Annotated in this window: 25 protein-coding genes; 24 read left to right on the top strand and 1 reads right to left on the bottom strand. The window is 58.6% G+C overall.

What is annotated here, in order from left to right; translation table 11 throughout:
* Positions 1-240 precede the first annotated feature (240 nt).
* From PSH57_RS18520 to PSH57_RS18590, 15 genes are all read left to right on the top strand, one after another.
* Positions 241-996: a PFL_4669 family integrating conjugative element protein gene (locus tag PSH57_RS18520; RefSeq protein WP_305384704.1), complete on the top strand. Its 756-nt coding sequence runs from the start codon at positions 241-243 to the stop codon at positions 994-996.
* Positions 993-1,511, top strand: coding sequence for a DUF3158 family protein (locus PSH57_RS18525; RefSeq protein ID WP_305384706.1), 519 nt, complete (start codon positions 993-995; stop codon positions 1,509-1,511). Before PSH57_RS18520 ends, PSH57_RS18525 begins: the two co-directional genes overlap by 4 nt.
* On the top strand, positions 1,508-1,978 hold the full coding sequence (locus PSH57_RS18530) for a single-stranded DNA-binding protein (RefSeq protein WP_169900345.1): 471 nt from the start codon (positions 1,508-1,510) through the stop codon (positions 1,976-1,978). Before PSH57_RS18525 ends, PSH57_RS18530 begins: the two co-directional genes overlap by 4 nt.
* A 221-nt stretch (positions 1,979-2,199) precedes the next feature.
* A complete protein-coding gene (locus PSH57_RS18535) occupies positions 2,200-4,167 on the top strand; it encodes a DNA topoisomerase III (RefSeq protein WP_305384709.1) in 1,968 nt (655 codons plus the stop codon).
* Between the two features lie 1,079 nt (positions 4,168-5,246).
* Entirely contained in the window at positions 5,247-5,828 is a 582-nt protein-coding gene (locus tag PSH57_RS18540) for an STY4534 family ICE replication protein (protein ID WP_093432338.1), read from the top strand.
* 69 nt (positions 5,829-5,897) lie between these two features.
* Positions 5,898-6,155: a hypothetical protein gene (locus PSH57_RS18545; RefSeq protein WP_093432336.1), complete on the top strand. Its 258-nt coding sequence runs from the start codon at positions 5,898-5,900 to the stop codon at positions 6,153-6,155.
* 100 nt (positions 6,156-6,255) lie between these two features.
* Positions 6,256-6,750 (top strand): RadC family protein, encoded by a 495-nt coding sequence (gene radC, locus PSH57_RS18550; RefSeq protein ID WP_159994858.1) that lies wholly within the window; start codon positions 6,256-6,258, stop codon positions 6,748-6,750.
* 52 nt (positions 6,751-6,802) lie between these two features.
* The gene (locus PSH57_RS18555; protein ID WP_305384716.1) at positions 6,803-7,549 is read left to right on the top strand and encodes a DUF5983 family protein; all 747 of its coding nucleotides are present in this window, start codon (positions 6,803-6,805) and stop codon (positions 7,547-7,549) included.
* Between the two features lie 106 nt (positions 7,550-7,655).
* Positions 7,656-8,198, top strand: a complete 543-nt coding sequence (pilL2, locus tag PSH57_RS18560; RefSeq protein ID WP_305384717.1) for a PFGI-1 class ICE element type IV pilus protein PilL2 — start codon at positions 7,656-7,658, stop codon at positions 8,196-8,198.
* Positions 8,195-8,866: a chemotaxis protein gene (locus PSH57_RS18565; RefSeq protein WP_305384718.1), complete on the top strand. Its 672-nt coding sequence runs from the start codon at positions 8,195-8,197 to the stop codon at positions 8,864-8,866. Before pilL2 ends, PSH57_RS18565 begins: the two co-directional genes overlap by 4 nt.
* 9 nt (positions 8,867-8,875) lie before the next feature.
* On the top strand, positions 8,876-9,595 hold the full coding sequence (locus PSH57_RS18570; RefSeq protein WP_305384719.1) for a TIGR03759 family integrating conjugative element protein: 720 nt from the start codon (positions 8,876-8,878) through the stop codon (positions 9,593-9,595).
* Positions 9,577-10,125 carry a lysozyme family protein gene (locus PSH57_RS18575; RefSeq protein WP_305384722.1) on the top strand — a complete coding sequence of 183 codons (549 nt, stop codon included), beginning with the start codon at positions 9,577-9,579 and terminating at the stop codon, positions 10,123-10,125. The genes PSH57_RS18570 and PSH57_RS18575 overlap by 19 nt, the downstream gene beginning before the upstream one ends.
* Positions 10,122-10,637, top strand: a complete 516-nt coding sequence (locus PSH57_RS18580) for an integrating conjugative element protein (RefSeq protein ID WP_305384725.1) — start codon at positions 10,122-10,124, stop codon at positions 10,635-10,637. The genes PSH57_RS18575 and PSH57_RS18580 overlap by 4 nt, the downstream gene beginning before the upstream one ends.
* Positions 10,638-10,646: 9 nt before the next feature.
* Positions 10,647-12,752, top strand: a complete 2,106-nt coding sequence (traD, locus tag PSH57_RS18585) for a type IV conjugative transfer system coupling protein TraD (RefSeq protein WP_305415978.1) — start codon at positions 10,647-10,649, stop codon at positions 12,750-12,752.
* A gap of 86 nt (positions 12,753-12,838) precedes the next feature.
* On the top strand, positions 12,839-13,570 hold the full coding sequence (locus tag PSH57_RS18590) for a TIGR03747 family integrating conjugative element membrane protein (protein ID WP_305384727.1): 732 nt from the start codon (positions 12,839-12,841) through the stop codon (positions 13,568-13,570).
* Between the two features lie 255 nt (positions 13,571-13,825).
* Here PSH57_RS18590 and PSH57_RS18595 read toward each other — a convergent pair whose 3' ends face one another.
* Positions 13,826-14,197 (bottom strand): histone-like nucleoid-structuring protein, MvaT/MvaU family, encoded by a 372-nt coding sequence (locus tag PSH57_RS18595; RefSeq protein ID WP_305384730.1) that lies wholly within the window; start codon positions 14,195-14,197, stop codon positions 13,826-13,828.
* Positions 14,198-14,484: 287 nt separating this feature from the next.
* Here PSH57_RS18595 and PSH57_RS18600 point away from each other — a divergent pair, with 287 nt between their 5' ends.
* Genes PSH57_RS18600 through PSH57_RS18640 form a run of 9 tightly spaced genes read left to right on the top strand, consistent with a single transcriptional unit; the run spans position 14,485 to position 21,943 of the window.
* Positions 14,485-14,820, top strand: a complete 336-nt coding sequence (locus PSH57_RS18600) for an integrative conjugative element protein, RAQPRD family (protein ID WP_305384731.1) — start codon at positions 14,485-14,487, stop codon at positions 14,818-14,820.
* Positions 14,817-15,056 (top strand): TIGR03758 family integrating conjugative element protein, encoded by a 240-nt coding sequence (locus tag PSH57_RS18605; protein ID WP_305384734.1) that lies wholly within the window; start codon positions 14,817-14,819, stop codon positions 15,054-15,056. The genes PSH57_RS18600 and PSH57_RS18605 overlap by 4 nt, the downstream gene beginning before the upstream one ends.
* A 17-nt stretch (positions 15,057-15,073) precedes the next feature.
* Positions 15,074-15,445, top strand: a complete 372-nt coding sequence (locus tag PSH57_RS18610; protein ID WP_101270206.1) for a TIGR03745 family integrating conjugative element membrane protein — start codon at positions 15,074-15,076, stop codon at positions 15,443-15,445.
* Between the two features lie 7 nt (positions 15,446-15,452).
* The gene (locus tag PSH57_RS18615) at positions 15,453-15,866 is read left to right on the top strand and encodes a TIGR03750 family conjugal transfer protein (protein ID WP_305384737.1); all 414 of its coding nucleotides are present in this window, start codon (positions 15,453-15,455) and stop codon (positions 15,864-15,866) included.
* Positions 15,863-16,504: a PFL_4703 family integrating conjugative element protein gene (locus PSH57_RS18620; RefSeq protein ID WP_305384739.1), complete on the top strand. Its 642-nt coding sequence runs from the start codon at positions 15,863-15,865 to the stop codon at positions 16,502-16,504. Before PSH57_RS18615 ends, PSH57_RS18620 begins: the two co-directional genes overlap by 4 nt.
* Positions 16,501-17,313 (top strand): TIGR03749 family integrating conjugative element protein, encoded by an 813-nt coding sequence (locus tag PSH57_RS18625; RefSeq protein WP_305384741.1) that lies wholly within the window; start codon positions 16,501-16,503, stop codon positions 17,311-17,313. Before PSH57_RS18620 ends, PSH57_RS18625 begins: the two co-directional genes overlap by 4 nt.
* Positions 17,303-18,820, top strand: a complete 1,518-nt coding sequence (locus PSH57_RS18630; protein ID WP_305384743.1) for a TIGR03752 family integrating conjugative element protein — start codon at positions 17,303-17,305, stop codon at positions 18,818-18,820. The genes PSH57_RS18625 and PSH57_RS18630 overlap by 11 nt, the downstream gene beginning before the upstream one ends.
* Complete coding sequence (locus PSH57_RS18635) at positions 18,783-19,199, top strand: TIGR03751 family conjugal transfer lipoprotein (RefSeq protein WP_305384745.1); 417 nt, start codon at positions 18,783-18,785, stop codon at positions 19,197-19,199. Before PSH57_RS18630 ends, PSH57_RS18635 begins: the two co-directional genes overlap by 38 nt.
* On the top strand, positions 19,199-21,943 hold the full coding sequence (locus tag PSH57_RS18640) for a conjugative transfer ATPase (RefSeq protein WP_305384746.1): 2,745 nt from the start codon (positions 19,199-19,201) through the stop codon (positions 21,941-21,943). Before PSH57_RS18635 ends, PSH57_RS18640 begins: the two co-directional genes overlap by 1 nt.
* Positions 21,944-22,014 lie beyond the last annotated feature (71 nt).

Below are 22,014 nucleotides of genomic sequence, written 5' to 3' on the forward strand. Positions count from 1 at the left end.
TTGATGCCAGTGGCATCAAATCTACTGAGCTCTACTGTGAGATCGCGAAGGGCCGAATCTGCGTAATCCGATCGATACTGCCATCGCCGTCCCTGGAAAGAATGCCACTGGCATCACTCACGAACGTCTCCGAAATTAACCCTCCCAAACCAAACCGAACAGACCGCATTCAGCTTTTTGGCTGTCCTTGACCCTCATCTGTCGCAACGTTCCCGTCCAAGCCTTTGCGAGGACAACACCGTGGCCGATCACTACCAACTCAACCTGGGTTCATTGCGCAGCAGCATCACCTTGACCCTGCACACTCACCACGCCGCCCGTATCTGGCAAGGTCGGGCCGCACGCGAAGGCGTCCACTCGATCTTGGGCATGGCCGGCTACATCAGTGTCACCAACCTGATCAAACAAACCGCGGCCCAGGACGATCCCTATGCCGACTGGGCCATCGTGCAACTCGAAGAAAAACTGATGCAGGCCAAGGCTGGGATGCTGGAACTGACCCAACAGCTGGGCCGAATCAGGCAGGACCTGCCGACACAGATCGACATGAGCGACAACCTCAACATCCACCCCGTCACCTTGCCGTTGTACATCGGCAGCCAGTTGGGTTTTCTGGCGGTCTACCTGCTGACCGACTACGACACCCTGGTGCGCCGGACCCTATTGGCTCATCACACCGCACTGATCGGCCGCATCGACATGGAAGCCTGGATCGACGACGGTGCCCATCTGCTGCGCAGCCTGTTCGGTCAGGCACAGCGCTATAGGCATGCCGGCGTCACGCGCGATGACATGGCGGCGAACAACGCTCGTGCACTGGCAGCCATCGATAAATTGGGTTTTCCCCCGATGGACATCCTTGAAGGTATTCGTCGCTCCCAGTTCGCGCCGCCAATCATTCGTCGTGGTGCGGTAGCAGTGGATGACGCTGACGCGTTGGCAGAGGAAGCCGGAGAGCCATCTGCGATAGTGGATGAGCCGGAGGACGAAGCATGAATCCCATGACCCCGATTCAACCAATGCCCTTCGAAGCGTTGACACCGGATGCCTATCGGCAGCTCGAACACGCTGCCTCCCTAAAAGGCCTTTTAAAACCTTTTAAGGGTAAGGGGGAGTTGGAGCAGCTGGCGCAGATGGCGAGGGAAATCGAGGCGCAGTTATGTGACTTGATGGAGGCTGTGGTGCAGCAAGCCGGACAGCCCCCTTACTCACTGCTGGGTATCCGATTGGTGCTGCAGAACACCAGCGCTGGCAGCACCTTTTTGCGTTGGCGCACCCGTGACTTCACCCGTATGGGGGTGGCGGTCTGGGAACGCCAGATCTGCAACAAAGTCTTGCCGCAGGTCGTACGCGAGGGATTGCGCCGTTTCGAATGCAATCGCATCGCACTGAATCTACAGATGAGTGTGGTGCATTCGCTCTACCGCCAGGCCACGACCTGTGCGATCAAAATGGACAGTGCCGAACGGCTGCTGCGCCAGTTCACAACCGCAGTGGAGGTATCACGATGAGTACTTTTTTCGTCGGCGAAGGCAACATCGGCAGTGCGCCAGAGTTCCAGGAATTCGCCTCAGGCAATGACGAGCCACGGCGTTTGCTACGGCTGAATGTGTACTTCGACAACCCCGTGCCACGCGAGGGCAGCTATGAAGATCGAGGCGGCTATTGGGCGCCGGTTGAACTCTGGCACCGCGAGGCTGAACACTGGAGCACGCTGTACCAGAAAGGCATGCGTGTGCTGGTCGAAGGCCGCACCGTACGCGATGAGTGGGAGGACAGCGAAGACAATGCGCGGGTCACCTTCAAGATCGAGGCCCGTCGAGTCGGCATCCTGCCTCACCGGGTGCACAGCGTGGTCATGCGGGAACGATCCAGTGAACCCGCGGCATCTGCGACACACGTCGAGAAAAGTACAGAACAGGCCAGTTCACCTGCGTCGAAACCCAGAAAACGCAGAGGGCAGCCACCTACGGACTGACAGACTTTCAGGCATAAAAATTGCGCCTTTGCGCGAAGTTGCTGGCGTGCTACTTCGCGCTGCTCGTGAAGATCCACACTGCCGTCGCAACGGGTTAGCAGCCTCTGCCCATTCAAGCCCGCCCTCACCGACTAATATGAGGGACCTGCCATTCAGGTTTCTCATATCTCGCCACTGCTGTTTCCAACAACGCTGCTCCGAACTCAATCCGGAGCAGTTCTATGCGCCTCTTACTCTGCGAAAAACCTTCCCAGGGTCGGGACATCGCCAAGGTACTCGGGGCCACTCGGCGTGGTGATGGTTGCCTGATCGGCACAGAGACAACCGTCACCTGGTGTATCGGCCACCTGCTGGAAACAGCATCGCCTGAAGCCTATGGCGAGCAATTCAAGAGTTGGTCGTTGGATCATCTCCCGATCATTCCCGCGCAGTGGCTGGTCGAGGTCAAACCCAAGACTGCGGCACAGTTCAAAGTCATCAAGCGCCTGCTCAGTGAAGCCTCTGCTGTCGTCATCGCGACCGACGCCGATCGAGAAGGTGAAATGATTGCCCGCGAGCTACTGGAACTCTGTAAGTATCGAGGTCCCGTTCAACGTCTTTGGTTGTCCGCACTCAACGAGGCGTCGATTCGCAAGGCACTGTCCTCACTGAAGCCTGGTCAGGAGACCTTCCTGCTTTACCACTCAGCCCTCGCCCGCAGCCGCGCCGATTGGCTGATCGGCATGAACCTGAGTCGGTTGTTTACCCTTCTTGGTCGGCGGGCGGGCTACGACGGTGTATTGTCGGTTGGACGCGTCCAGACACCCACTTTACGTCTGGTAGTCGATCGGGATCGTGCGATTGCCAGCTTCGTCTCGGCGCCCTACTGGGACGTGGAGGTGCACCTGTCCTCAATGGGGCAACCATTCATCGCGTCCTGGTTACCACCCAGTTCAGGGCAGGACGAGGCAGGTCGTTGTCTACAACAAGCGCTGGCCATTCAGGCGACCCAAGAGATTTCTAGCGGTAAGACCGCCACAGTACTTTCGCTGCAGACTGAGCATTTCCGAGAACCTCCGCCCCTACCCTTCGACCTGAGCACACTGCAAGAAGTCTGCTCGCGCAAGCTGGGACTCGGCGCTCAGGAAACCCTGAACATCGCCCAAGCCCTGTATGAAACCTACAAAGCCACCACCTATCCGCGCAGTGATTGCCGTTATTTGCCAGAGAGCATGTTCAACGAGGTACCCGCGGTATTCGATGCCCTGCTCAAAACGGATCCGGCGGTGCAGCCCACATTCGGAAGACTCGATCGATCACTGCACTCCCGCGTGTGGAACGATGCCAAGGTCACCGCGCACCACGGCATCATCCCCACCACCGAGCCGGCTAACCTGGCGCGGATGTCCGAACAAGAACGCCAAGTCTACGAACTGATTCGTAGCCACTACCTCGCGCAATTTCTTCCGCATCATGAGTTTGATCGAACTCAGGTCGAACTGAAGTGCGGCGCAGAGCGATTGACTGCTGTTGGCAAACAGATCCTGATCCAGGGCTGGAAAGGCTTGCTCTACGAAAACACCGAGGAGGATGAGCCCAGTCAAAAGCACCAAGTATTGCCCGTCCTGCAACAGGGTACTCAGTGCGCAGTGAACGACGTCGAACTCAAGTCCATGCGCACTACCGCTCCCAAACCTCTCACCGAAGGCGATCTGATCAAGGCGATGAAAAACGTGGCCAAGCTGGTCAACGACCCACGCCTGAAGCAGAAACTTCGGGACACCACCGGAATCGGTACCGAAGCCACGCGAGCCGGCATCATCAAGGGGTTGATTGATCGCGGCTATTTGCTGAAGAAAAAACGCGCCTTAATGGCCTCCGCAGCGGCCCATACTCTGATCGAGGCGGTACCCGCTGCAGTCGCGGACCCGGGTATGACCGCGATCTGGGAACAGGCTCTGGACGAAATCGAAGCGGGACGTCTGACCCTGGATGCGTTCGTCGCCAAGCAGGCGAACTGGATTGCACAATTGGTCGAACACTGTGGCGCACTCACCTTGGCGGTTCCGGTCGAAGCCGGCCCGACCTGCCCCATTTGCAACGCCTCAATGCGCAGGCGAAAGGGGAAATCAGGGCCGTTCTGGTCATGCTCCCACTACCCCGACTGTAAGGGAACAGTGCCGATCAGAAAAGATACGCGTCGCTCATGACGCTTCACTGGAGATCGACATGAGTATTGGGGTGATCAGTGCATCATCAACGGCGGCTGATCCCTCTCTAAGTCGATAAAGTGTTGTCCGATTTCACGGGCCAAGGCAAAGAAAGTGACCGCGCCTTTATTCTGGCAACCGTCGAACAATTGGCCGCTCATCTCGGCAGTAAGTAACCTCTTTCATCGTGCTCAATGTAGTGGCTTATGCGGGATCGCCCACTGGCTTGACGTGATCCCACCCTCTCTGCTGTAGTGTCTCAGGATCATCGCCAACGGCGACCCAAGACCGAATCGCTCCGGGCAGCTCGGTCGAACTCCTTGAGTTCGGAGCCTTCTCTTTCTGCGGAATTTCATTCCTGATTTGTGCTCGACCTGATCACGGTGGCGGATGACCACTGTTGCCTCTACCAGGCAATAGCGGTCATCCGCTTCAGCGATCGTATTCAGTTCCGGAGCCCACCGGGGAAACACTGGGCACCCTTTGTGCGCGGATGCGTGCCAGCATGTTCCGACCCGGGCCACGACAAGGGTCGGTTGGCGAAGCGTGACGCCGTGAATAAAGTTTTGCGAGGAGCTTGTCGACTGCGTACGACCGTCAAAGGTGGCTTTTCTCTTCTTCGCCTGGCACCCCGCCAGGCGCACTCTTCACTTTCTTCAGTCCAGTGACTACCACTATATTCCGGCCATAAAAAATCGGGTGGCAGCGTCTTGACGCTCCGCTATGACAGGCTTATACCAAGGGCGTGGTTCGCTGTCGTTGACAGCCCAGCCCAGGTAGCCAGAACCTTCTAGGCTACGCCACGTTCGTGGTGGTTTACCCAAGTGCGATCAGCATTCGGAAGCTCGCGCGGTTACCGCTTCAGCGGTGATGAATGCCCACTACCCTATGCTTGCGGATCACCACCGCAGATGCTCCTCTGCTGCACAGCTATTCCCCAGACGCATCGTTCTGATCGTCATCGGCTTGCCGGTGGCGAGTCGTTCATCGCTCGACTTCACCTTACCCACCCTGACGGGGGCTCACTTCCCCGTCAGGGCCTGTGCGTCGCCGTTTTCCCTTGAAACAGGAGAACCACCATGGCCCACGCCAACCAATCCCAAGAAGCGACCACTTACTTCAATCTGCACACCACCGGTATCGGTTACCTCAACCGTGTTCGTGAAGTACAAGTCCGCCGCGGCCAACCCTTCATGGCCTGCGATATCGCCGCCCTGCACGGTGCCACCGATGCCGTGGAGTACACCCGCTTCGACTGCAAGGTCGCTGGAGGCGAAGCTGAACGTTTGATTCGTCTCTACATGGACGCTGTCAACGCCGAGAAAAAGGTCTTGCTGTCGTTCCGTATCGGCGATCTATGGATTGATCCGTTTCTCTACGAGAAAGGCGATAAACAAGGCCAACCAGGCGCCAGTCTGAAAGGTCGTTTGCTGTTCATCGACTGGATCAAGGTCAACGGCACGTTCGAATACAAAGCGCCCGCCAGGCAGGAAGCAACAGCACCTGCTGAGCAAGCGCCCACCAGTGAGCCATCTCCAACATCGGCTGAGGCCGAAGCTGAGGGGACCGACGAACCAACAGAGGCTCAGGTCGAACCTGAATCTTTACCCACTCCCCACACGGCCCGCCGTGATGCCACCCGTACCGTTCAGTCCGCCTGAACAGTCAACGATGTTCCACATAAAGGCGCTCCCTCGAGCGCCTTTTCTTCAATAGCACAGGAGAACGACATGGAATCCTTCTGGCTTTGCGACGACTGCCTGTTTGCTACTGCTTACGAGGACTACAGCACGTTATCGCTCTATTACACGACGGATGAAATTGAGAAACGCATCGCCGGCATCCATCGAGAACTGGTTCGGTTAATGCCCATCAGTGCCGACTTCGATCCCGAAACTGGCTGGGGAATAAAAGCTTTTTCCCCATTGCCCTGCGACGGTTGTAGTTCGCCCCTACACGGTCAACGCCACCGATTCACGCGGCTGTAAACAGCGCGCCATCTGCTAACGCCCGCAACTCCACACCCACCTCGGGGACACCACTCCCCTCGGGCGTGTACCCCTGATTGTTCCCTTCGGAGGTACCACCATGAGCACCCAACTCACACTGATTGAGACCTCGGATTTCGAGGCTGATCGCATTGTCCAAGAAAACCAGGTGATCGACGAAGCACTGCATATTCTGGATCGTCGGCTGTTCGCCCGCGGCCCTAACCTGACGTCGCCTGACGCCGTGGCTTCATATCTAAAACTGCACCTTGTGCAACAAGAGCATGAAGTCTTCGGTGTGATATTTCTCGATGCCAAACACCGGGTGTTGGCGTTCGAAGTCCTCTTTCACGGCAGCATTGATGGTGCCAGCGTTTACCCCCGCCAAGTCGTTAAGCGCTCCCTAGCGCATAACGCCGCGGCCGCCATTTTTGTTCACAACCACCCCTCAGGTTGTACGGAACCCAGCCAGGCGGATCGCATCTTGACCGCACGGTTGAAGGAGGCCTTGGCCTTGGTCGAAGTGCGCGTACTGGATCACTTCATCGTCGGTGAAGGTCGTCCTCTCTCCCTTGCCGAACATGGCTGGCTTTAACCCTCACAGGCGTCTTCGGGCGCCTTGTTCATTTTCATTCTGGAGAACCTTCATGAACCCCACACACCAAGCTGCAGCCCTGCTGGCGGCCTCAAACCCATTTGCTCGCAGTTACGACAACCTTCATATCGAACGGCTGCTACTGATCACCTACGAAGACGACTGCCCTCCCTGCTTTCGACCCGTGCACGACTCACAAGCCCATCTGCCCGACAATGAGCTACAACTGTTCGCCTGCCTGTTCAATGACGATTTCGCCTTGATCAGCGAAGGCCACTCCATTCCGGATAATTTGGATGAACGCTGTCAGTCCAGCGGGCTAGTGCGCCAAGTGATCTACGCTGTGATGGGCGAAATGCTCAACGAGCGGCATCACCTCGGTGATCTGTACTCCCTGGAAGAGGCCCAAGCCATGGTCCATCACTTGAGCTTCGAAACAGGACACTACAGTCGAGCCTGGGAAATCAGTACCGCGCACCTTCCCGAAGAAGCGATGCTTTATCTGGAGGAGTGGGTCAGTCACTTCGTTCCGAGGCAAACCGGCCTCTTGTTCGAGCTTTTTACGCTGCCAGATTGCTGCGGTATCGGTTGCAAACTGATCGGCACGCCATGGACGGACGAGAACTTGCTGAACATTGAGGGCAATCGTTATTCGAGCTTGAGACAAGAACAACTCGACGCAGGCACACCGGAAACCTTGGTCAACGTACTGTATTTGGCGGCATTGGCGGATGTGCGATTGTTGATCTTCGACCCCGACGCTGCCGTCTTGGATGGGCTCGCCATTTTCGATGAATAGCAACGTGTTCAGCGTTAACACGACCCACCTTGAATCAACTTTCTCACTGAATCGCTCCTTCACCTCATGTCAGGTTCTGCACTGAATCTGACATGAGGTTTCTTCCATGGAGCGTTTTTTCACGCCTGTCTGCCTGCTCGGTTTGCTGAGCGCCTGCACCGCGCAACTCCCCAACCCATTGCCGACCCATCCAGCGATCGACAGCGACTCCAATCGGGCCCAGCTCTCGAGGGAGCCAATCGAAGGAAGCCATCCGGCAGAGCTTCGTTATGGCCGCTACACGCTGGTCAGCACCGAGCCCACCACGGAACAACGCGATCTTCTTGCCCAAATCATTGACGTGAGCATCCCGTCCAGCCTGAACCCTTCAGTGCAGGATGCGTTGCAGTACGTATTGCAGCGCTCGGGCTATGCGCTCTGCCCCGTTACCGCGTCGGTGAGGGTGCTGTTTACTCGGCCCATGCCCGCGGCCCATTACCGGCTCGGCCCGATCTCTTTGCGCCGCGCGCTCCAAGTGCTCGCTGGCCCCGCCTGGCAACTCACGACCGACGAAGTCAGCCGTTCAGTCTGCTTCGAACAGCAGAAAACGGAGGCCGGCGTCGCGTTGATCACACCCGTCTCGCCCCATCAGTTGGAGGCACGCCCATGAGAGCCTCGACGTTTCAAACCCTCATCATTGGGCTGCTTTGCTTGGCGGTCGCCGGCCTGAGCGGTGGTTTGTATAACCAGTATCAACGCGTGGCCGAACTGCAGAGCACGAACACCCAACACCTACAAACCCTGGACACCCTGCAACATGATTCAAGCGCCCTCAAGGATGCCCAGGAGAAGCTGCAGTACGCGCTTAAAGACCTGATGCAGATGGTCGATACTGGTGAGCAACAGGCCAATACCCTCGATCCGATGTTGGATCAGTGGGCGCAAGAGATACAGGAACTGCGTGATGGTCTCGCAGCCCGCGCCACCCAGGCAGACCTGACAGCGCTGCGCGCACGCCTTGAACAGGTCGAGCAGCAGCTCCTGGAGCACCAGACCCAGCCATCACCCCCATCGCCGACGCCTTCTGCGACCAAACCGAAAAAGACCGCTCGCCCCAAACCCACCCCGCTCTCGCCACCGTTTTCAGTATTGAGTGTCGAGTACCGCGGTGGTGAGCGCTTTCTGGCGGTCGCACCTCATGACAGTCGCTCGCTCACGGATGTCCGGCTGCTACATAGTGGTGAGCAGCAAGGGGCTTGGCGCCTGAAAATACTGGAGCCGAACTCAGCCATCTTCGCGGTGGCCGCTCAGCCAGATCAGACCGTGCACCTCCCTTGAGTAGTGATCATGAACAGAGCGCTACTGCCCACCGTTGTCTGTCTCGCTTCGCTACTGGCCATGGGCGCTGCGGTGGGCAACCCCGTCGCGACACAGTCACGGATCCAGGACACGCAGTCCGCTCCCCTGGGGCGCTCTGACTCTGAACAGGCGGCGAGCTGGGGTCTGACGGAGCAGGAGTGGACGCGCTTCGAACAGATCCAAGTCGGCCCGCGCGGTTTCTGGAGCCCGAACCTCGATCCGTTGACCGCACTCGGGGTCGAAGCCCAGACCGACCAAGAGCGCCAGCGCTATGCCGAATTACAGGTAGCGCTGGAAGCCAAACGCGCCGAGCGCGAGTTGGCTTACCAAAACGCTTACACCGCGGCCTGGACCAAGCTGTTTCCCGGGCTGCTGCCGATCCAGGGCATGGCGTCCCCGCCCCCTGCCAGCTCATCGGTCATGCCGCGCCAGGCCCTGTTTGTGGAGGACCACTGCCCGGCGTGCACCGACGAAGCGCAGCGTCTGCAAAGCAGCGACACGGCGTTCGATATCTACCTGGTGGGCAGCCAAGGCCAGGATGAACGCGTCCGTAGCTGGGCTCGGCAAGCGGACATCGATCCGGTCAAGGTCCAACGCCAGCAGATCACCTTGAACCATGACCGTGGTCGCTGGTTCAACCTGGGTGCCCCGGGGCCATTGCCTGCCACATTTCAACAGGTGAATGGACAATGGCAACGCCTCGACTGAGTGGTATTGCGCTCATGCTAACAATGCTCGCCGTCCAGGCTGACGAACTTCCGCCTCCTGCCTACCAATTGGCGGCGCATGACGCCGACATCCCTTCTACGGTGCTGTTCGCGATTGCCCTGCAGGAGAGTGGTATCCGCGTCCGTGGTCGACTGCTGCCCTGGCCTTGGACCCTGAACATCGCCGGAACACCCTACCGCTTCGCCACTCGCCAGGCCGCCTGTCACGCCTTGCTTCAGGCTCTCGCCCGACATGACGCCAAGCGGGTCGATGCCGGTCTCGGGCAAACCAACCTGGGTTACCACGGACAACGTTTTTCCAGCCCTTGCGAAGCCCTTGATCCCTACCGAAATCTCGCCGTGACCGCCGCATTGCTGCAGGAGCATCACGCTGCCACCGGTGATTGGGTCTTGACTGCCGGGCGCTATCACCGTCCGGCAGGAGGCGCGCCGGCAGCACGCTACCGTGCTGGCTTTTCCCAGAGACTCGAACAGCTGCTGATTTCCTTTGAACAGGGCACACCACCATGAAGCGAATCCCCCTTACCTACTATTTCACCCTGCTCCTGGCACCTTTCGCCCAGCCGGAACTGACCGTAGCCGGGGATCAGCCTAGCGACTTCACCCGACCCCATTTTCAAGTTGCCAGGCCGTCATTAAACAACAAGACCCAGCCTGATCGGACCATGCATGCGGACCTGTCCACGTTTGCCGATGAAGCCTGGATATTGCCCGTCCGCAGCTCTCACTTGAGCCCCGGTCAGATCACGTCTCGCGCCCTGAACATGCCGGGCTTGCGACCATTTTTCCTGGTCGGGGAGGATCCCCAGTCACTGACTTGGTTGCGTCAACGCGCGGCCGAACTGCACGAAATGGGCGCGGCCGGCCTCGCCGTCGAAGTGGCCGACACCGAAGCTTTGGCGCGGATTCGAACAGCCGCTCCGAACCTCACCATCCTGCCGATCAACGGTAACGACATCGCCACCCGCTTGCAGATCGAGCACTACCCCGTCTTGATCACTGCCACCTCACTGGAACAGTGAGTCCAGGTCATGGCCGAGCATGCGATGGAATCCAAGCTCCGGCCAGCGGTGGAGCTGTACACCGTAGCGATCTGCATCGCGGCCGCAATGCTGTGCATGTCCTCGCCCTGGGCCGTGGCCCTGTCACCCGAGATCGGGCAGGTTGCGGCGCTGGCCTATGCCCTGTTCGGCCTGATCCGCCTACGACAAGCCTGGGAGGTGTTGCGCTATCGACGCAATATCCGCCGGCTGCCCCGCTACGAACTGACCAGTCGGCAGATTCCGGTTAGCCGTAAGCGTTTGTTCATGGGTCGCGGCTTTCGCTGGACCCGTCTACACACCCAGCGCTTGGTCGAGGCCCAGGATCCGGCGGTCGCCCACTATGTCGACCAACCGACCAGCTACCGTCTGGCCCGTGGTCTCGAACGGCGCCTGGAGCATGCACCGTTTCCACTCTCGATACTGGCCCGTGTCACTGCCTGGGATAGCGTCTTCAATCCGTTGCGCCCTTTGCCCCCGGTCGGTGGCTCGCCGCTGTTGCATGGGGTTGAACCCGACGAAACGGAAGTCAGTCTGCCGCTGGGCGAACGGGTCGGACACACACTGGTGCTGGGCACGACCCGTGTCGGCAAGACCCGGCTCGCCGAGGTGTACATCACCCAGGACATTCACCGCGTCGAACACGAGGTCGTCATCGTCTTCGATCCGAAGGGCGATGCTGATTTGCTCAAGCGGATGTACGTCGAAGCCAAACGCGCCGGTCGGGAGAAGGAGTTCTACGTCTTCCATCTGGGCTGGCCAGAGATCTCTGCCCGCTACAACGCCGTGGGACGTTTCGGGCGCATTTCGGAGGTGGCATCGCGTATCGCCGGGCAGCTCAGCGGTGAAGGCAACTCCGCGGCCTTCCGCGAGTTCGCCTGGCGCTTCGTCAACATCATCGCCCGCGCCCTAATCGAGCTGGGCCGACGCCCGGACTACCTGCAGATCCAACGGCATGTGGTCAATATCGACGCACTGTTCATCGAATATGCCCAGCAGTTTTTCGCCAAGATCGATCCGAAAGCGTGGGAAGTGATCGTCCAGCTTGAAGGCAAACTCACCGAGAAGAACATTCCCCGGCATATGGTGGGGCGCGAAAAGCGTGTGGTGGCCATCGAGCAGTACCTGGCGGTGAAGCGGGTATTTGATCCGGTAATGGACGGACTGCGTTCGGCGGTACGATATGACCGTACTTACTTCGACAAAATCGTTGCCTCGCTACTGCCGCTGCTGGAGAAACTCACCACCGGCAAGTCCGCCCAGTTACTGGCCCCCAACTACACCGATTTAGATGACCCTCGGCCAATTTTCGACTGGATGCAGATCATCCGAAAACGCGGCATCGTCTACGTCGGTCTGGATGCACTGACCGACGCCGAGGTGGCCGCCGCTGTGGGCAACTCCATGTTCGCCGATTTGGTCTCGGTCGCGGGCCACATTTACAAGCATGGCATCGATCATGGCCTGCCTACATCGGGCAGCAGCAGTGACAAGCTGCCGATCAACCTGCACGCCGATGAGTTCAACGAGTTGATGGGCGATGAGTTCATCCCACTGATCAATAAAGGCGGTGGCGCAGGCATTCAGGTAACCGCCTACACCCAGACCCTTAGCGATATCGAAGCGCGCGTCGGCAACAGAGCCAAGGCAGGCCAGATCATCGGCAACTTTAACACTCTGCAGATGCTCCGCGTGCGCGAAACCGCTACTGCTGAACTGCTCATCCAGCAGTTGCCCAAGGTCAGCGTGCTGACCAAAACGCTGGTGTCGGGCGCCACCGACACCTCTGATCCGGAGGCCAATACGGACTTCACCTCCTCCTCGCAGGACCGGGTCAGCAGCACCAGCGTGCCGTTGATTGAGCCTGCTCATATTGTCAGTTTGCCGAAGGGGCAAATGTTCTCCTTCCAGGCCGGCGGGCAGCTCTGGAAAGTTCGCATGCCTTTACCTAAATCCACCAACGACGATGCCATGCCCAAGGACTTGCTGGAACTCACTCAGCGAATGCGAGCGGCCTACAACGAGCAAGCGGGGCAATGGTGGAGCGCAAGCGGTGGCGGCCCAACAATTAACTTCGATTTGGATCAGGTGGTGTAGCCCCACCTCGCCGTTTCGATTCAGCACAAAACCATTCAGAAAGCGTCGTAACGACATCAACTCTGCAGCGCGTAATGGAGTGAACAATGGCGACTTCAGCACAGAACACGTCGCCACAACCTGTCCAGCACCCGGGAGTGATCGTCTCGGTGATTGGCTTGGTTTTTCGCATCATCGGTTTGCTGATCGCCTCGTTGCTGTTCTCGATCCTGATCGAGTTCGCCGGGCTGCTACTGTTCTGGGGTGATCAGGGCTGGCGACACAGTCAGGCCATGCTAACCAGTGAGTTGGGTTGGCTCAGCGAGCACTTCAAATCATCACTTCTCATCCAGCAGCCCGGACAAACGATTGGCCAGTGGCTGAATTTCCTCAATCAGTGGCTGCTGGTCAAGACTGGCTTTGCGGATTTTGCCCAACAGGCGCGGGGGTCGAGTAAGGGCAATGACTTCTGGAGCTGGATCAACCAGCTCTACGTGAATATCGAGGACTTTGTACTGGCGGCGGTGTACGTCACCCTCACCTTCGTCGTGAGGCTAACCATTTTGGTCCTGGCGATACCCTTGTTTCTGCTGGCCACGCTCACTGGTTTTGTCGATGGTTTGATGCACCGCGACCTGCGCAAATTTGGAGCAGGGCGAGAAAGTAGCTTCGTCTATCACCGTGCTAAACGAGCAGTAATACCGCTACTGATCGTGCCCTGGATCATTTATCTATCCCTACCCTTTTCGCTCAATCCTATGGCCGTATTTTTGCCTTGTGCGGTAACGCTTGGCATCACAACGGCAATCACGGCAACGACATTTAAGAAATATCTCTGACTCGGAAAAATTATATTTCCCTTCATATATCCCCAGGTGTCTGGATAGTTATCCAGCGACTGCAGAACTGATACCCCGCACGAGTTAACCCGCCGGAATTCGACCGAGATTCCCCACTTCGAGCGGAGTGTTGAATGAAAGTTTGGGAGTGTGCCTCAAGATTGGTGCAGGAGTGGGACCAAGATTCGCATTCAGGACTCATCATCCTCACCAACAAACACGGGCCCATGCTGTGCCCTTGTAATCAAACCGTTCTTACTGCGTACGCCACGACTCGACAACGTCTGCGCCAAACTCGATTTTCCATTCTTTCAACTGCCGATGGTTACCTCCCTTGGTTTCGATCAGCTCACCAGAGTTCGGATTTTTGTAAATTTTCACATCGCGAGCTTTACGGGCGGCCTTCACCGGTGCTGTTATTAGTGCCGAGGTACGACGGCCAGCCTCTGGATCTAGGATGCTAATGATGTTCTTCAAGCTGAAGCCGTACTCGCCCAGCAACGCCCGCAATTTGCTCTCAAATTCCATTTCTTTTTTCAGGCCGGAATCACTTTTCATCGACTCAAGCTCTGCGAGCTGTTCGGCCAGTTGTTGCTCAAGCTTACGAAATTCAACCAACCGAGACATGGGAAACTTCCTTCAGTTTAGGGAAATGAGAAATGAACATTCCAATGTTAAGCGATGATTAGCTCTTCGTCACCCATGCTGCCATCAAGCACGAGCAAATCCACTCATTGCTGCATGAACAACAGAGTGCTGTCTGAGCTTTCTTTATGGTCCAAGCGATTGCTGATTTAGTGTGAGTGTCTTCTTCCGCTTTCCGTTAAAAAAGCGATACATCCCACCTCGCGTTTACTACTGAATAATTCAAACGCTAACTTGATTCTGGCTCCATCTCCACATGGGCCAGCATCATGTCGATTACCGTCTATCGCAACTTTTTGCTCCTTTCACTGACCATCGTTCAAGGCAGCAGCTATGCCGCATCTGCTCATGAGCAGGAACAGCTCAGCCTGGTCCAGCAGCAGCTCGACATTATCGAACGCCTTGCGACGCAAGCCGAGGTAGCCAGTACCTCTGAACCAAACGAACGCTATCGCTTCGACTATCCCCAACTGACCCAAGACATCCAACGCATCCGTCACGGTGTGCAGGGCTACCTGACTCCTTCCCGCGCTCAACCCCGCGCCCCCACTGAACTGGTCGGCGATTACCACCTCGACACTCCGCCCGCGGAGCTGTCGCCATGAGCATGACTGACGTTCAGAGTTCAGCGTTCCAAAACGCCTCCGGCTTCTCAGCGCAGAGCAGTTCGACGCTATGGATTTCCCTGGTTCTCGTTCTCACATTGCTCTGGTGCACCTGGGTGATGTGGACGGCCTACCGGGGATGGGCGACAGGTAGTGTGCGCTTTGGAGCCTTCGGCGGCAGCGCCACTCGCGTGCTGCTCACCTTGTTGGTTTTGATGTTCTTCATCCTTTCCTAAACCAAGAGATCGCCGTCATGCTCAAGTACCTTGTCCCCCTGAAAAACAACCTGCGTGATCGTGCGAGCCAACGCTTGATCGGTCTGCTGCTGGTGCTCGGTCCAAGCCTGGCCTTTGCCGAACTCCCGACCATGGAAGCTCCTTCGCGCGGAGAAGGCTCCGGGTTGATCGAGACCATCAAAAACTACGCTTACGACGGCGGAATTCTGCTCGGTTTGCTGATCGCCCTGCTCGCTTTCTTGGGCGTGGCCTGGCATTCCCTGACGGTGTATGCCGACGTGCAGAACCAACGCAAGACTTGGAAGGACTTGGGTGCAGTGGTCGGTATAGGAGCCCTGTTGGTGGTGATTATCATCTGGTTCCTGACCAAGGCCGCCGCGATTTTGTGAGGACGGGATGAACGACACTATCGAACGCCTTGCCGACGGCACCTTGGTCTTTCTGCCGGAGCGACTCAATCGTGATCCCGCCGTATTGCGCGGGTTGACCAATGATGAGATGTGGGTAGCGCTGGCCGTCGGCGCAGTCTTCGGTCTGGTGTTGGGCGTTCCTCTGGCGATCGCCACTGCTTCCATTGCCGTAGCACCGACCGGCATGATCGCAGGCATGGCGCTGGTGTTATTTGCCGGTGGCACGCTACTGCGTCGGGCCAAACGGGCCCGTCCCGAGACCTGGTTGTACCGCAAGCTCGAATGGGTATTGGCCAGCCGTTGGCGCCTGGGTCGCGGGAGTTTGATCCTTCACTCCGGCGCCTGGACGGTCCGTCGCTCGCGTCGGCTGCGCCCTGCTCTGTCCCGGAGGCAGCGATGAGCCGTTTTCGGAACAAGGTCGATGCCCAACAGGCCCATATCTTCAGCCTGCGCCTGGCGGTAATGATCCTTGCCCTAGTCTGTGCCGGGCTCTGGTACGGCTGGCGCTCGGCACCGACCGATCTGACCGTGCATGTCCCCCCGGATCTGCGCTCGGGCAGCACGCGCAAATGGTGGGATGTCCCCCCAGAAAATGTCTATGCCTTTGCCCTGTACATCTTTGGCCAACTCAACCGCTGGCCCTCGGATGGCGAGCAGGATTATCGCCGCGCCATCTATGGCTTGCAGTCCTACCTGACACCCTCCTGCAAGGCCTTCCTCGATGGCGACTACGAGTACCGCAAGGCCGCCGGCGAACTGCGCCAGCGGGTGCGTGGCGTCTACGAAATTCTGGGCCGAGGCTACAGCGAAGATCCGGAACTCAGGGTCAAGCAACTCGATCGCGACAGCTGGCTGGTCAAGCTCGACCTCAACGCCGATGAGTATTACGCCGCCGAACCGGTGAAACGGGTCGTGGTGCGTTATCCATTACGCGTGGTGCGTTTTGATCTGGACCCCGAACGCAATAAGTGGGGGCTGGCACTGGATTGTTATCAGGGCACTCCGCAAAAAATCTCCCTGCCTGGAGGTGAGCCATGAAGCGGAGTCCTACCCTGGGAGTGACCGTCGCATTGATGCTATGGGGAGCAGCAGCGCAGGCCGTCGAACTGATGCACTGGGAACGCCTACCCCTCGCGGTCCCTCTGGTGATCAATCAGGAGCGGGTGGTCTTTATCGATGAGGCTGTTCGAGTCGGCGTGCCCTCAACCCTGACGGGCAAGCTGCGCGTGCAATCAACTGGCGGCACGCTGTACCTACGCGCGTCGGAAGCTATTGCACCGACCCGACTGCAACTGCAATCAGTCACAACGGGCGAAATCATCCTTCTGGATATCGCGGCCACTCCCGGCGATCAACCGCTGGAGCCCGTGCGTATTCTCAAGAATGCTCAGGGGCAGGCTACCGAGGCAGAATCTAACACCGTCCCTGTTCCAGAACCCACACCAATCCCGGTCGCGTTGACGCGCTATGCCGCACAGAGTCTGTACGCGCCGCTGCGCACCGTGGAGTCCCTGCCCGGTGTGCGCCGCGTCCCGCTCAAGCTGCGCACCGAACTGCCAACCCTGCTGCCCACCGAAAACGTGTCCAACACACCCATCGCCGCCTGGCGACTCGGTGATTACTGGGTGACGGCGGTGAAGTTGCGCAATCGGGGTACAGAGACGGTGCAACTCGATCCGCGTCGGCTTCAGGCCAAGCTGTTCGCCGCAGCCTTCCAGCATGCTTTCCTCGGATCTGTCGGCAGTGCTGAAGACACCACGATTACCTACCTCGTCACCCGCGGTACCGGCCTCGAGCAAGCCGTGCTGCTCCCGCCCGATGCGCGAGGTGCTGACGATGAAAGCTAACGCCTTGCTCAAATGGCTGGTACCGGCTGCGCTGCTGGCGGTGGTGGTGATTATCCTGAAAAGCTGGGTCGCGGGTGGCAGCACGCCCTCTCCAGAGCACCCAATTGATCAGGGCAACCTTCAGTTATCCGCCGAGCAAGCCAAGTCGCTCGGCATTGCTGGCGATACCCCACGCGACACCGTCGCCACCCTGGTCGGCCAGGTGAAGGCCATGCGCAGCGACATGCTCGGTTTGAAGAAACACAACGATTCGCTGCAGACAGAGAACAGTCGCCTGCGCGAGCGGGAAAACAGTGTTGATTCGCGTATCCAGACGGCGCTGGGCAGTGTGACCCAGCAAGTCGACGAAGGCCGTCGACAAGCCAACGAAGCTCGGCTCAAAGCGGAACAAGACAGCCGCCAGGCCCGTGGTCTGCTGACACAATTGCAGGACCAGTTGTCGGGGCTGACCGGCAAAGGCAAGGACATGCCAATAGGATTGGGGCTTGAGCCCGGCGACGGGGCTCAGTTCGACGGGCAGCATTCTGCCAATGATGCGCTGCAGTGGATTGAACCCTCGGATGCTCTGTCCACCGACGCCCGAGGCAAAACCAAGACTGCCTCCGCATTGAGTTTGCCTACCGCCTTCAAGCAACTGGAAGGCGTGAAAGATAACGCCATTGATCGCAGCCAGAAACAGCTAAATGCGATCACCAAGGAGGAGCGTGACCCGACACGATCTGCTGATCGTACCGAAGGCGCGAAGCCGGTCTATACCATTCCCGAAAACGCGACATTGACGGGCTCAGTCGCCATGACCGCGCTGATCGGCCGCGTCCCGGTGGATGGCACCGTGAATGATCCCTATCCCTTCAAAGTGTTGGTCGGCCCCGAGAACCTGACCGCCAATGGCATCGACCTACCGGATGTTGCAGGCGCCGTGATGAGCGGCACAGCCTCCGGTGACTGGACACTGTCCTGCGTACGCGGACAGGTCGAGTCGATCACTTTCGTATTCACGGACGGCACCATCCGCACGGTGCCTCAGCCGAAAGCGGTAGCCAGCCGCAATGCCTCCACCACCCAGAGCTCGAACACCGACAAGATCCGTGGCGGGCTCGGTTACCTGTCCGATCCGTATGGCATTCCTTGCATCGCTGGCGAGCGCCGCTCGAACGCCCAGCAGTACCTCGGCAGCCAGAGCCTGATCACTGCGGCTGGTGCGGGTGTCGCCGCCTTGCTCGGGGATGAGCAGAACAACAGCAGCGTGATCAGTTCGGGCGGCAGTACGCTCGGGGTTACCAATAGCACGGGCAACAGCGCGCTGAATTCAATTCTCAGCGGTGGGGTCAGCGACATCCGCGAGTGGGTCAACAAACTGTATGGCGAAGCCTTTGCTGCCGTGTATGTGCCACCCGCCGCACAGGTCGCACTGCACCTCGACCATGAGATCACCATCGACTACGAGCCCAAGGGCCGGAGCGTTCGCCATGAAAAAGACCATGCCTCCCAGCCTGATCTGGATTAGCTTGCTTTGCTGGGTCCTGACGGGATGTTCCACCGACAAGGAGACGCTGCTGCCCCATGGCGAGCAAACCATGTCGGACATCTGGAACGGCGCCGGTTCACAAGGCACTCAGCAGCAACTGCTGGATGCTCGGCAGCAGCTACGCCGCCCGCTGGCCCAAGCAGATTCCTCCGTTGCTCTCCAGGAACCGTACACGCGCACAGCGGCGAATGAGATCCACAATCTGTTCCCTCGCTTGCCCAACCCCGATCTGGTGCTGTACGTGTATCCGCATTTGAGTGGTACCGAGCAGGCACCGGTCCCGGGTTACTCGACGGTCTTTCCCTTCTACCAACGTGTGCAGTACGCATTACCTGGTGAACGTCAGGAAGACTTGTAGTGCGTAACCGCACTCCTGCTTGGAAAGCCTGGCGCCACCCATTGCGCCCTCGCGCCACCTTGGCCGATGACGCGGCACTCTATGCGCACAATCCAAGCTTCACCGATCATCTGCCTTGGGTCGAATATCTCGACGCCGAACAGTGTTTTCTGCTCGATGACAATTGCTCGGTGGGCGCGGTGTTCGAGTTGCTGCCCATCGGCACCGAAGGGCGCGAACCCGATTGGTTGATGGCCGCTCGCGATGCCCTCGAGGATGCCCTGCAGGATAGCTTTGACGAGCTGGACCAAGCGCCGTGGGTGGCGCAGTTTTTCTGTCAGGACGACAACGATTTCACCCCCTACCTGACCCGGCTCACCGATTATATCCAGGACAGCGCGCGAGGCACGGTCTTCACCGAGGCGTATTTGGAGCTCAGCCGCCGTCATCTGAAGGCCATCGCCAAACCCGGTGGTCTGTTTGAGGATCAGGTGGTGACGCGCCTGCCCTGGCGTGGCAATAACCGTCGGGTACGTTTGGTGGTCTATCGCTGGCTTGAGTCTGACGCTGAAGAAACAGGACTCACCCCGGTGCAATCCCTGCAACAGACTTGCGAACGTATCGCGGCTTCGTTGCAGGCGTGCGGGGTGCAATCGACGCGAGTCGACGGCCGCGGTTTGTATGCCTGGTTGTTGCCCTGGTTCAATCCAGCGCCGAAGCTCACCGATGAAGCGCCCGAGGATTTCTACCGCCGCGTGGCCTATCCGGAGTTGGGCGACGGTGAGTCGCTGGAAATGCCCTTCGATCATGACTTCGCCGAGCGCCTGTTCTTCAATGAGCCGCGTTCGGATGTCCAACGCGGACTCTGGTACTTCGACGGCCAACCCCATCAGGTCATGGTGGTGGACAAGCTGCGCCGGGCACCGTCGATTGGTCAACTCACCGGAGAAACCCGTAAGGGCGATGCAGTCAACGCCCTGTTCGACCAGTTACCTGAAGGCACGGTGATGAGTCTGACCCTGGTGGTCAAACCGCAGGATGTGCTCGAGGACCAGTTAAACCGCTTGGCGCGCAAAGCCATCGGTGAAAACCTGGCCTCGACCCAGACCCGTCAGGATGTCGAAGAGGCCCGCGCGATCATTGGCCGTCAGCACAAGCTGTACCGCGGCACGCTGGCGTTTTACGTGCGCGGTGACGATGAACAGCAATTGCACCAGCGCTCGGTCAGCCTGGCTAACGCGCTATTGGGCGCGGGGCTACAACCGGTACGTGAAGGCGATGAGGTCGCCGCCTGCAACAGCTACCTGCGTTGGTTGCCGATGGCTTACAACCCGGCCCGCGACACGCGTAACTGGTACACCCGCCTGATGTTCGCCCAACACCTGGCGAACCTGGTTCCGGTCTGGGGCCGCAGCACCGGCACCGGCCACCCGGGCATCACCTTGTTCAACCGCGGCGGCTCGCCATTGAGCTTCGACCCATTGTCACGCCTGGATCGGGCCATGAACGGTCATCTGCTGTTGTTCGGTCCGACCGGCGCCGGTAAGTCGGCCACCCTGGTCACCCTGCTGATGCAGGTCATGGCGGTGTACCGTCCTCGTCTGTTTATCGTCGAGGCCGGTAACTCATTCGGCTTGCAGGGCGACTACTTCGCAACGCAAGGCCTGTCAGTCAATAAGGTCCAATTGAAACCAGGTGCCTCGGTCAGTCTTGCCCCCTTTGCCGATGCCTGGCGCCTGGTCGAGCAACCGGATCAGATGGCGAGTCTGTCGATCGATGAGCTGGACGATGAGGTGGTAACCAGTCACGAAGACCAGCGCGATGTGCTCGGCGAACTGGAAATCACTGCCCGACTGATGATCACCGGTGGCGAGGCCAAGGAAGAAGCCCGCCTGAGTCGAGCCGATCGCAGTCTGATCCGCGAGTGCATTCTCGATGCGGCACAGACCTGTGTCACAGCACGCTGCCGCCAGGTACTGACCCGCGACGTGCGCGACGCCTTGCTGCGCGTCGCTGCTGACACGCACTTGCCGGAGAAGCGTCGTGAGCGTGCCCAGGAAATGGGCGAGTCCATCGACCTGTTTTGCCAGGGTTTCGAGGGTGAACTGTTCGATCGCGAGGGCACGCCCTGGCCCGAGAGCGATGTGACCATTGTCGATCTCGCTACTTACGCTCGCGAAGGCTACGAGGCACAGATGTCCATCAGCTACATCAGCCTGATGAACACCGTGAACAACCTCGCCGAGCGCGATCAGTATTTGGGTCGGCCGATCATCATGGTCACCGACGAGGGCCATATCATCACCAAAAACCCGCTGCTGGCGCCATTCGTGGTCAAGGGAACAAAGATGTGGCGCAAGCTCGGCGCTTGGTTCTGGTTGGCGACGCAAAACCTTGCCGACTTTCCCACTGCTGCGCAGACCATGCTCAACATGATCGAATGGTGGATTTGTTTAAACATGCCACCGGCGGAAATCGAAGAAATCGCACGGTTCAAGAAACTCACGCCAGCACAGAAAGCCTTGTTGCTCTCCGCCAGTAAAGAGCCGGGTAAATACACTGAGGGGGTCGTGCTGTCGAAAAAACTCGAAACGCTGTTTCGCGCCGTACCACCCAGCCTATATCTCGCCTTGGCGATGACGGAGCCCGAGGAAAAAGCCGAGCGCTGGAGGTTGATGCAGGAGAACGGTTGCTCGGAGTTGGAAGCGGCTTTCCAGGTAGCTGAGCGTATTGACCAGGCACGAGGAATCCAGACGTTAGGATAGATTTGAAGACCAAATAGCGTTACATCTGCGCAGGGCTGGAGTGCGGTTTTGTGGTAGATATCCAAGAATTA

Origin of the sequence: Pseudomonas hefeiensis (assembly GCF_030687835.1) — a bacterium.
GTDB classification, from domain to species: Bacteria; Pseudomonadota; Gammaproteobacteria; order Pseudomonadales; family Pseudomonadaceae; genus Aquipseudomonas; species Aquipseudomonas hefeiensis.

Excerpts from the sequence above, each read along its gene's own strand:
- pilL2 (WP_305384717.1), top strand. The coding sequence starts at position 7,656 with ATGGAGCGTTTTTTCACGCCTGTCTGCCTGCTCGGTTTGCTGAGCGCC.
- PSH57_RS18590 (WP_305384727.1), top strand. The coding sequence starts at position 12,839 with ATGGCGACTTCAGCACAGAACACGTCGCCACAACCTGTCCAGCACCCG.
- PSH57_RS18630 (WP_305384743.1), top strand. The coding sequence starts at position 17,303 with ATGAAAGCTAACGCCTTGCTCAAATGGCTGGTACCGGCTGCGCTGCTG.
- PSH57_RS18580 (WP_305384725.1), top strand. The coding sequence starts at position 10,122 with ATGAAGCGAATCCCCCTTACCTACTATTTCACCCTGCTCCTGGCACCT.
- PSH57_RS18545 (WP_093432336.1), top strand. The coding sequence starts at position 5,898 with ATGGAATCCTTCTGGCTTTGCGACGACTGCCTGTTTGCTACTGCTTAC.
- PSH57_RS18575 (WP_305384722.1), top strand. The coding sequence starts at position 9,577 with ATGGCAACGCCTCGACTGAGTGGTATTGCGCTCATGCTAACAATGCTC.
- PSH57_RS18610 (WP_101270206.1), top strand. The coding sequence starts at position 15,074 with ATGCTCAAGTACCTTGTCCCCCTGAAAAACAACCTGCGTGATCGTGCG.
- radC (WP_159994858.1), top strand. The coding sequence starts at position 6,256 with ATGAGCACCCAACTCACACTGATTGAGACCTCGGATTTCGAGGCTGAT.
- PSH57_RS18555 (WP_305384716.1), top strand. The coding sequence starts at position 6,803 with ATGAACCCCACACACCAAGCTGCAGCCCTGCTGGCGGCCTCAAACCCA.
- PSH57_RS18635 (WP_305384745.1), top strand. The coding sequence starts at position 18,783 with ATGAAAAAGACCATGCCTCCCAGCCTGATCTGGATTAGCTTGCTTTGC.
- traD (WP_305415978.1), top strand. The coding sequence starts at position 10,647 with ATGGCCGAGCATGCGATGGAATCCAAGCTCCGGCCAGCGGTGGAGCTG.
- PSH57_RS18565 (WP_305384718.1), top strand. The coding sequence starts at position 8,195 with ATGAGAGCCTCGACGTTTCAAACCCTCATCATTGGGCTGCTTTGCTTG.
- PSH57_RS18570 (WP_305384719.1), top strand. The coding sequence starts at position 8,876 with ATGAACAGAGCGCTACTGCCCACCGTTGTCTGTCTCGCTTCGCTACTG.
- PSH57_RS18540 (WP_093432338.1), top strand. The coding sequence starts at position 5,247 with ATGGCCCACGCCAACCAATCCCAAGAAGCGACCACTTACTTCAATCTG.
- PSH57_RS18625 (WP_305384741.1), top strand. The coding sequence starts at position 16,501 with ATGAAGCGGAGTCCTACCCTGGGAGTGACCGTCGCATTGATGCTATGG.
- PSH57_RS18595 (WP_305384730.1), bottom strand. The coding sequence starts at position 14,197 with ATGTCTCGGTTGGTTGAATTTCGTAAGCTTGAGCAACAACTGGCCGAA.
- PSH57_RS18530 (WP_169900345.1), top strand. The coding sequence starts at position 1,508 with ATGAGTACTTTTTTCGTCGGCGAAGGCAACATCGGCAGTGCGCCAGAG.
- PSH57_RS18600 (WP_305384731.1), top strand. The coding sequence starts at position 14,485 with ATGTCGATTACCGTCTATCGCAACTTTTTGCTCCTTTCACTGACCATC.
- PSH57_RS18535 (WP_305384709.1), top strand. The coding sequence starts at position 2,200 with ATGCGCCTCTTACTCTGCGAAAAACCTTCCCAGGGTCGGGACATCGCC.
- PSH57_RS18605 (WP_305384734.1), top strand. The coding sequence starts at position 14,817 with ATGAGCATGACTGACGTTCAGAGTTCAGCGTTCCAAAACGCCTCCGGC.
- PSH57_RS18620 (WP_305384739.1), top strand. The coding sequence starts at position 15,863 with ATGAGCCGTTTTCGGAACAAGGTCGATGCCCAACAGGCCCATATCTTC.
- PSH57_RS18525 (WP_305384706.1), top strand. The coding sequence starts at position 993 with ATGAATCCCATGACCCCGATTCAACCAATGCCCTTCGAAGCGTTGACA.
- PSH57_RS18615 (WP_305384737.1), top strand. The coding sequence starts at position 15,453 with ATGAACGACACTATCGAACGCCTTGCCGACGGCACCTTGGTCTTTCTG.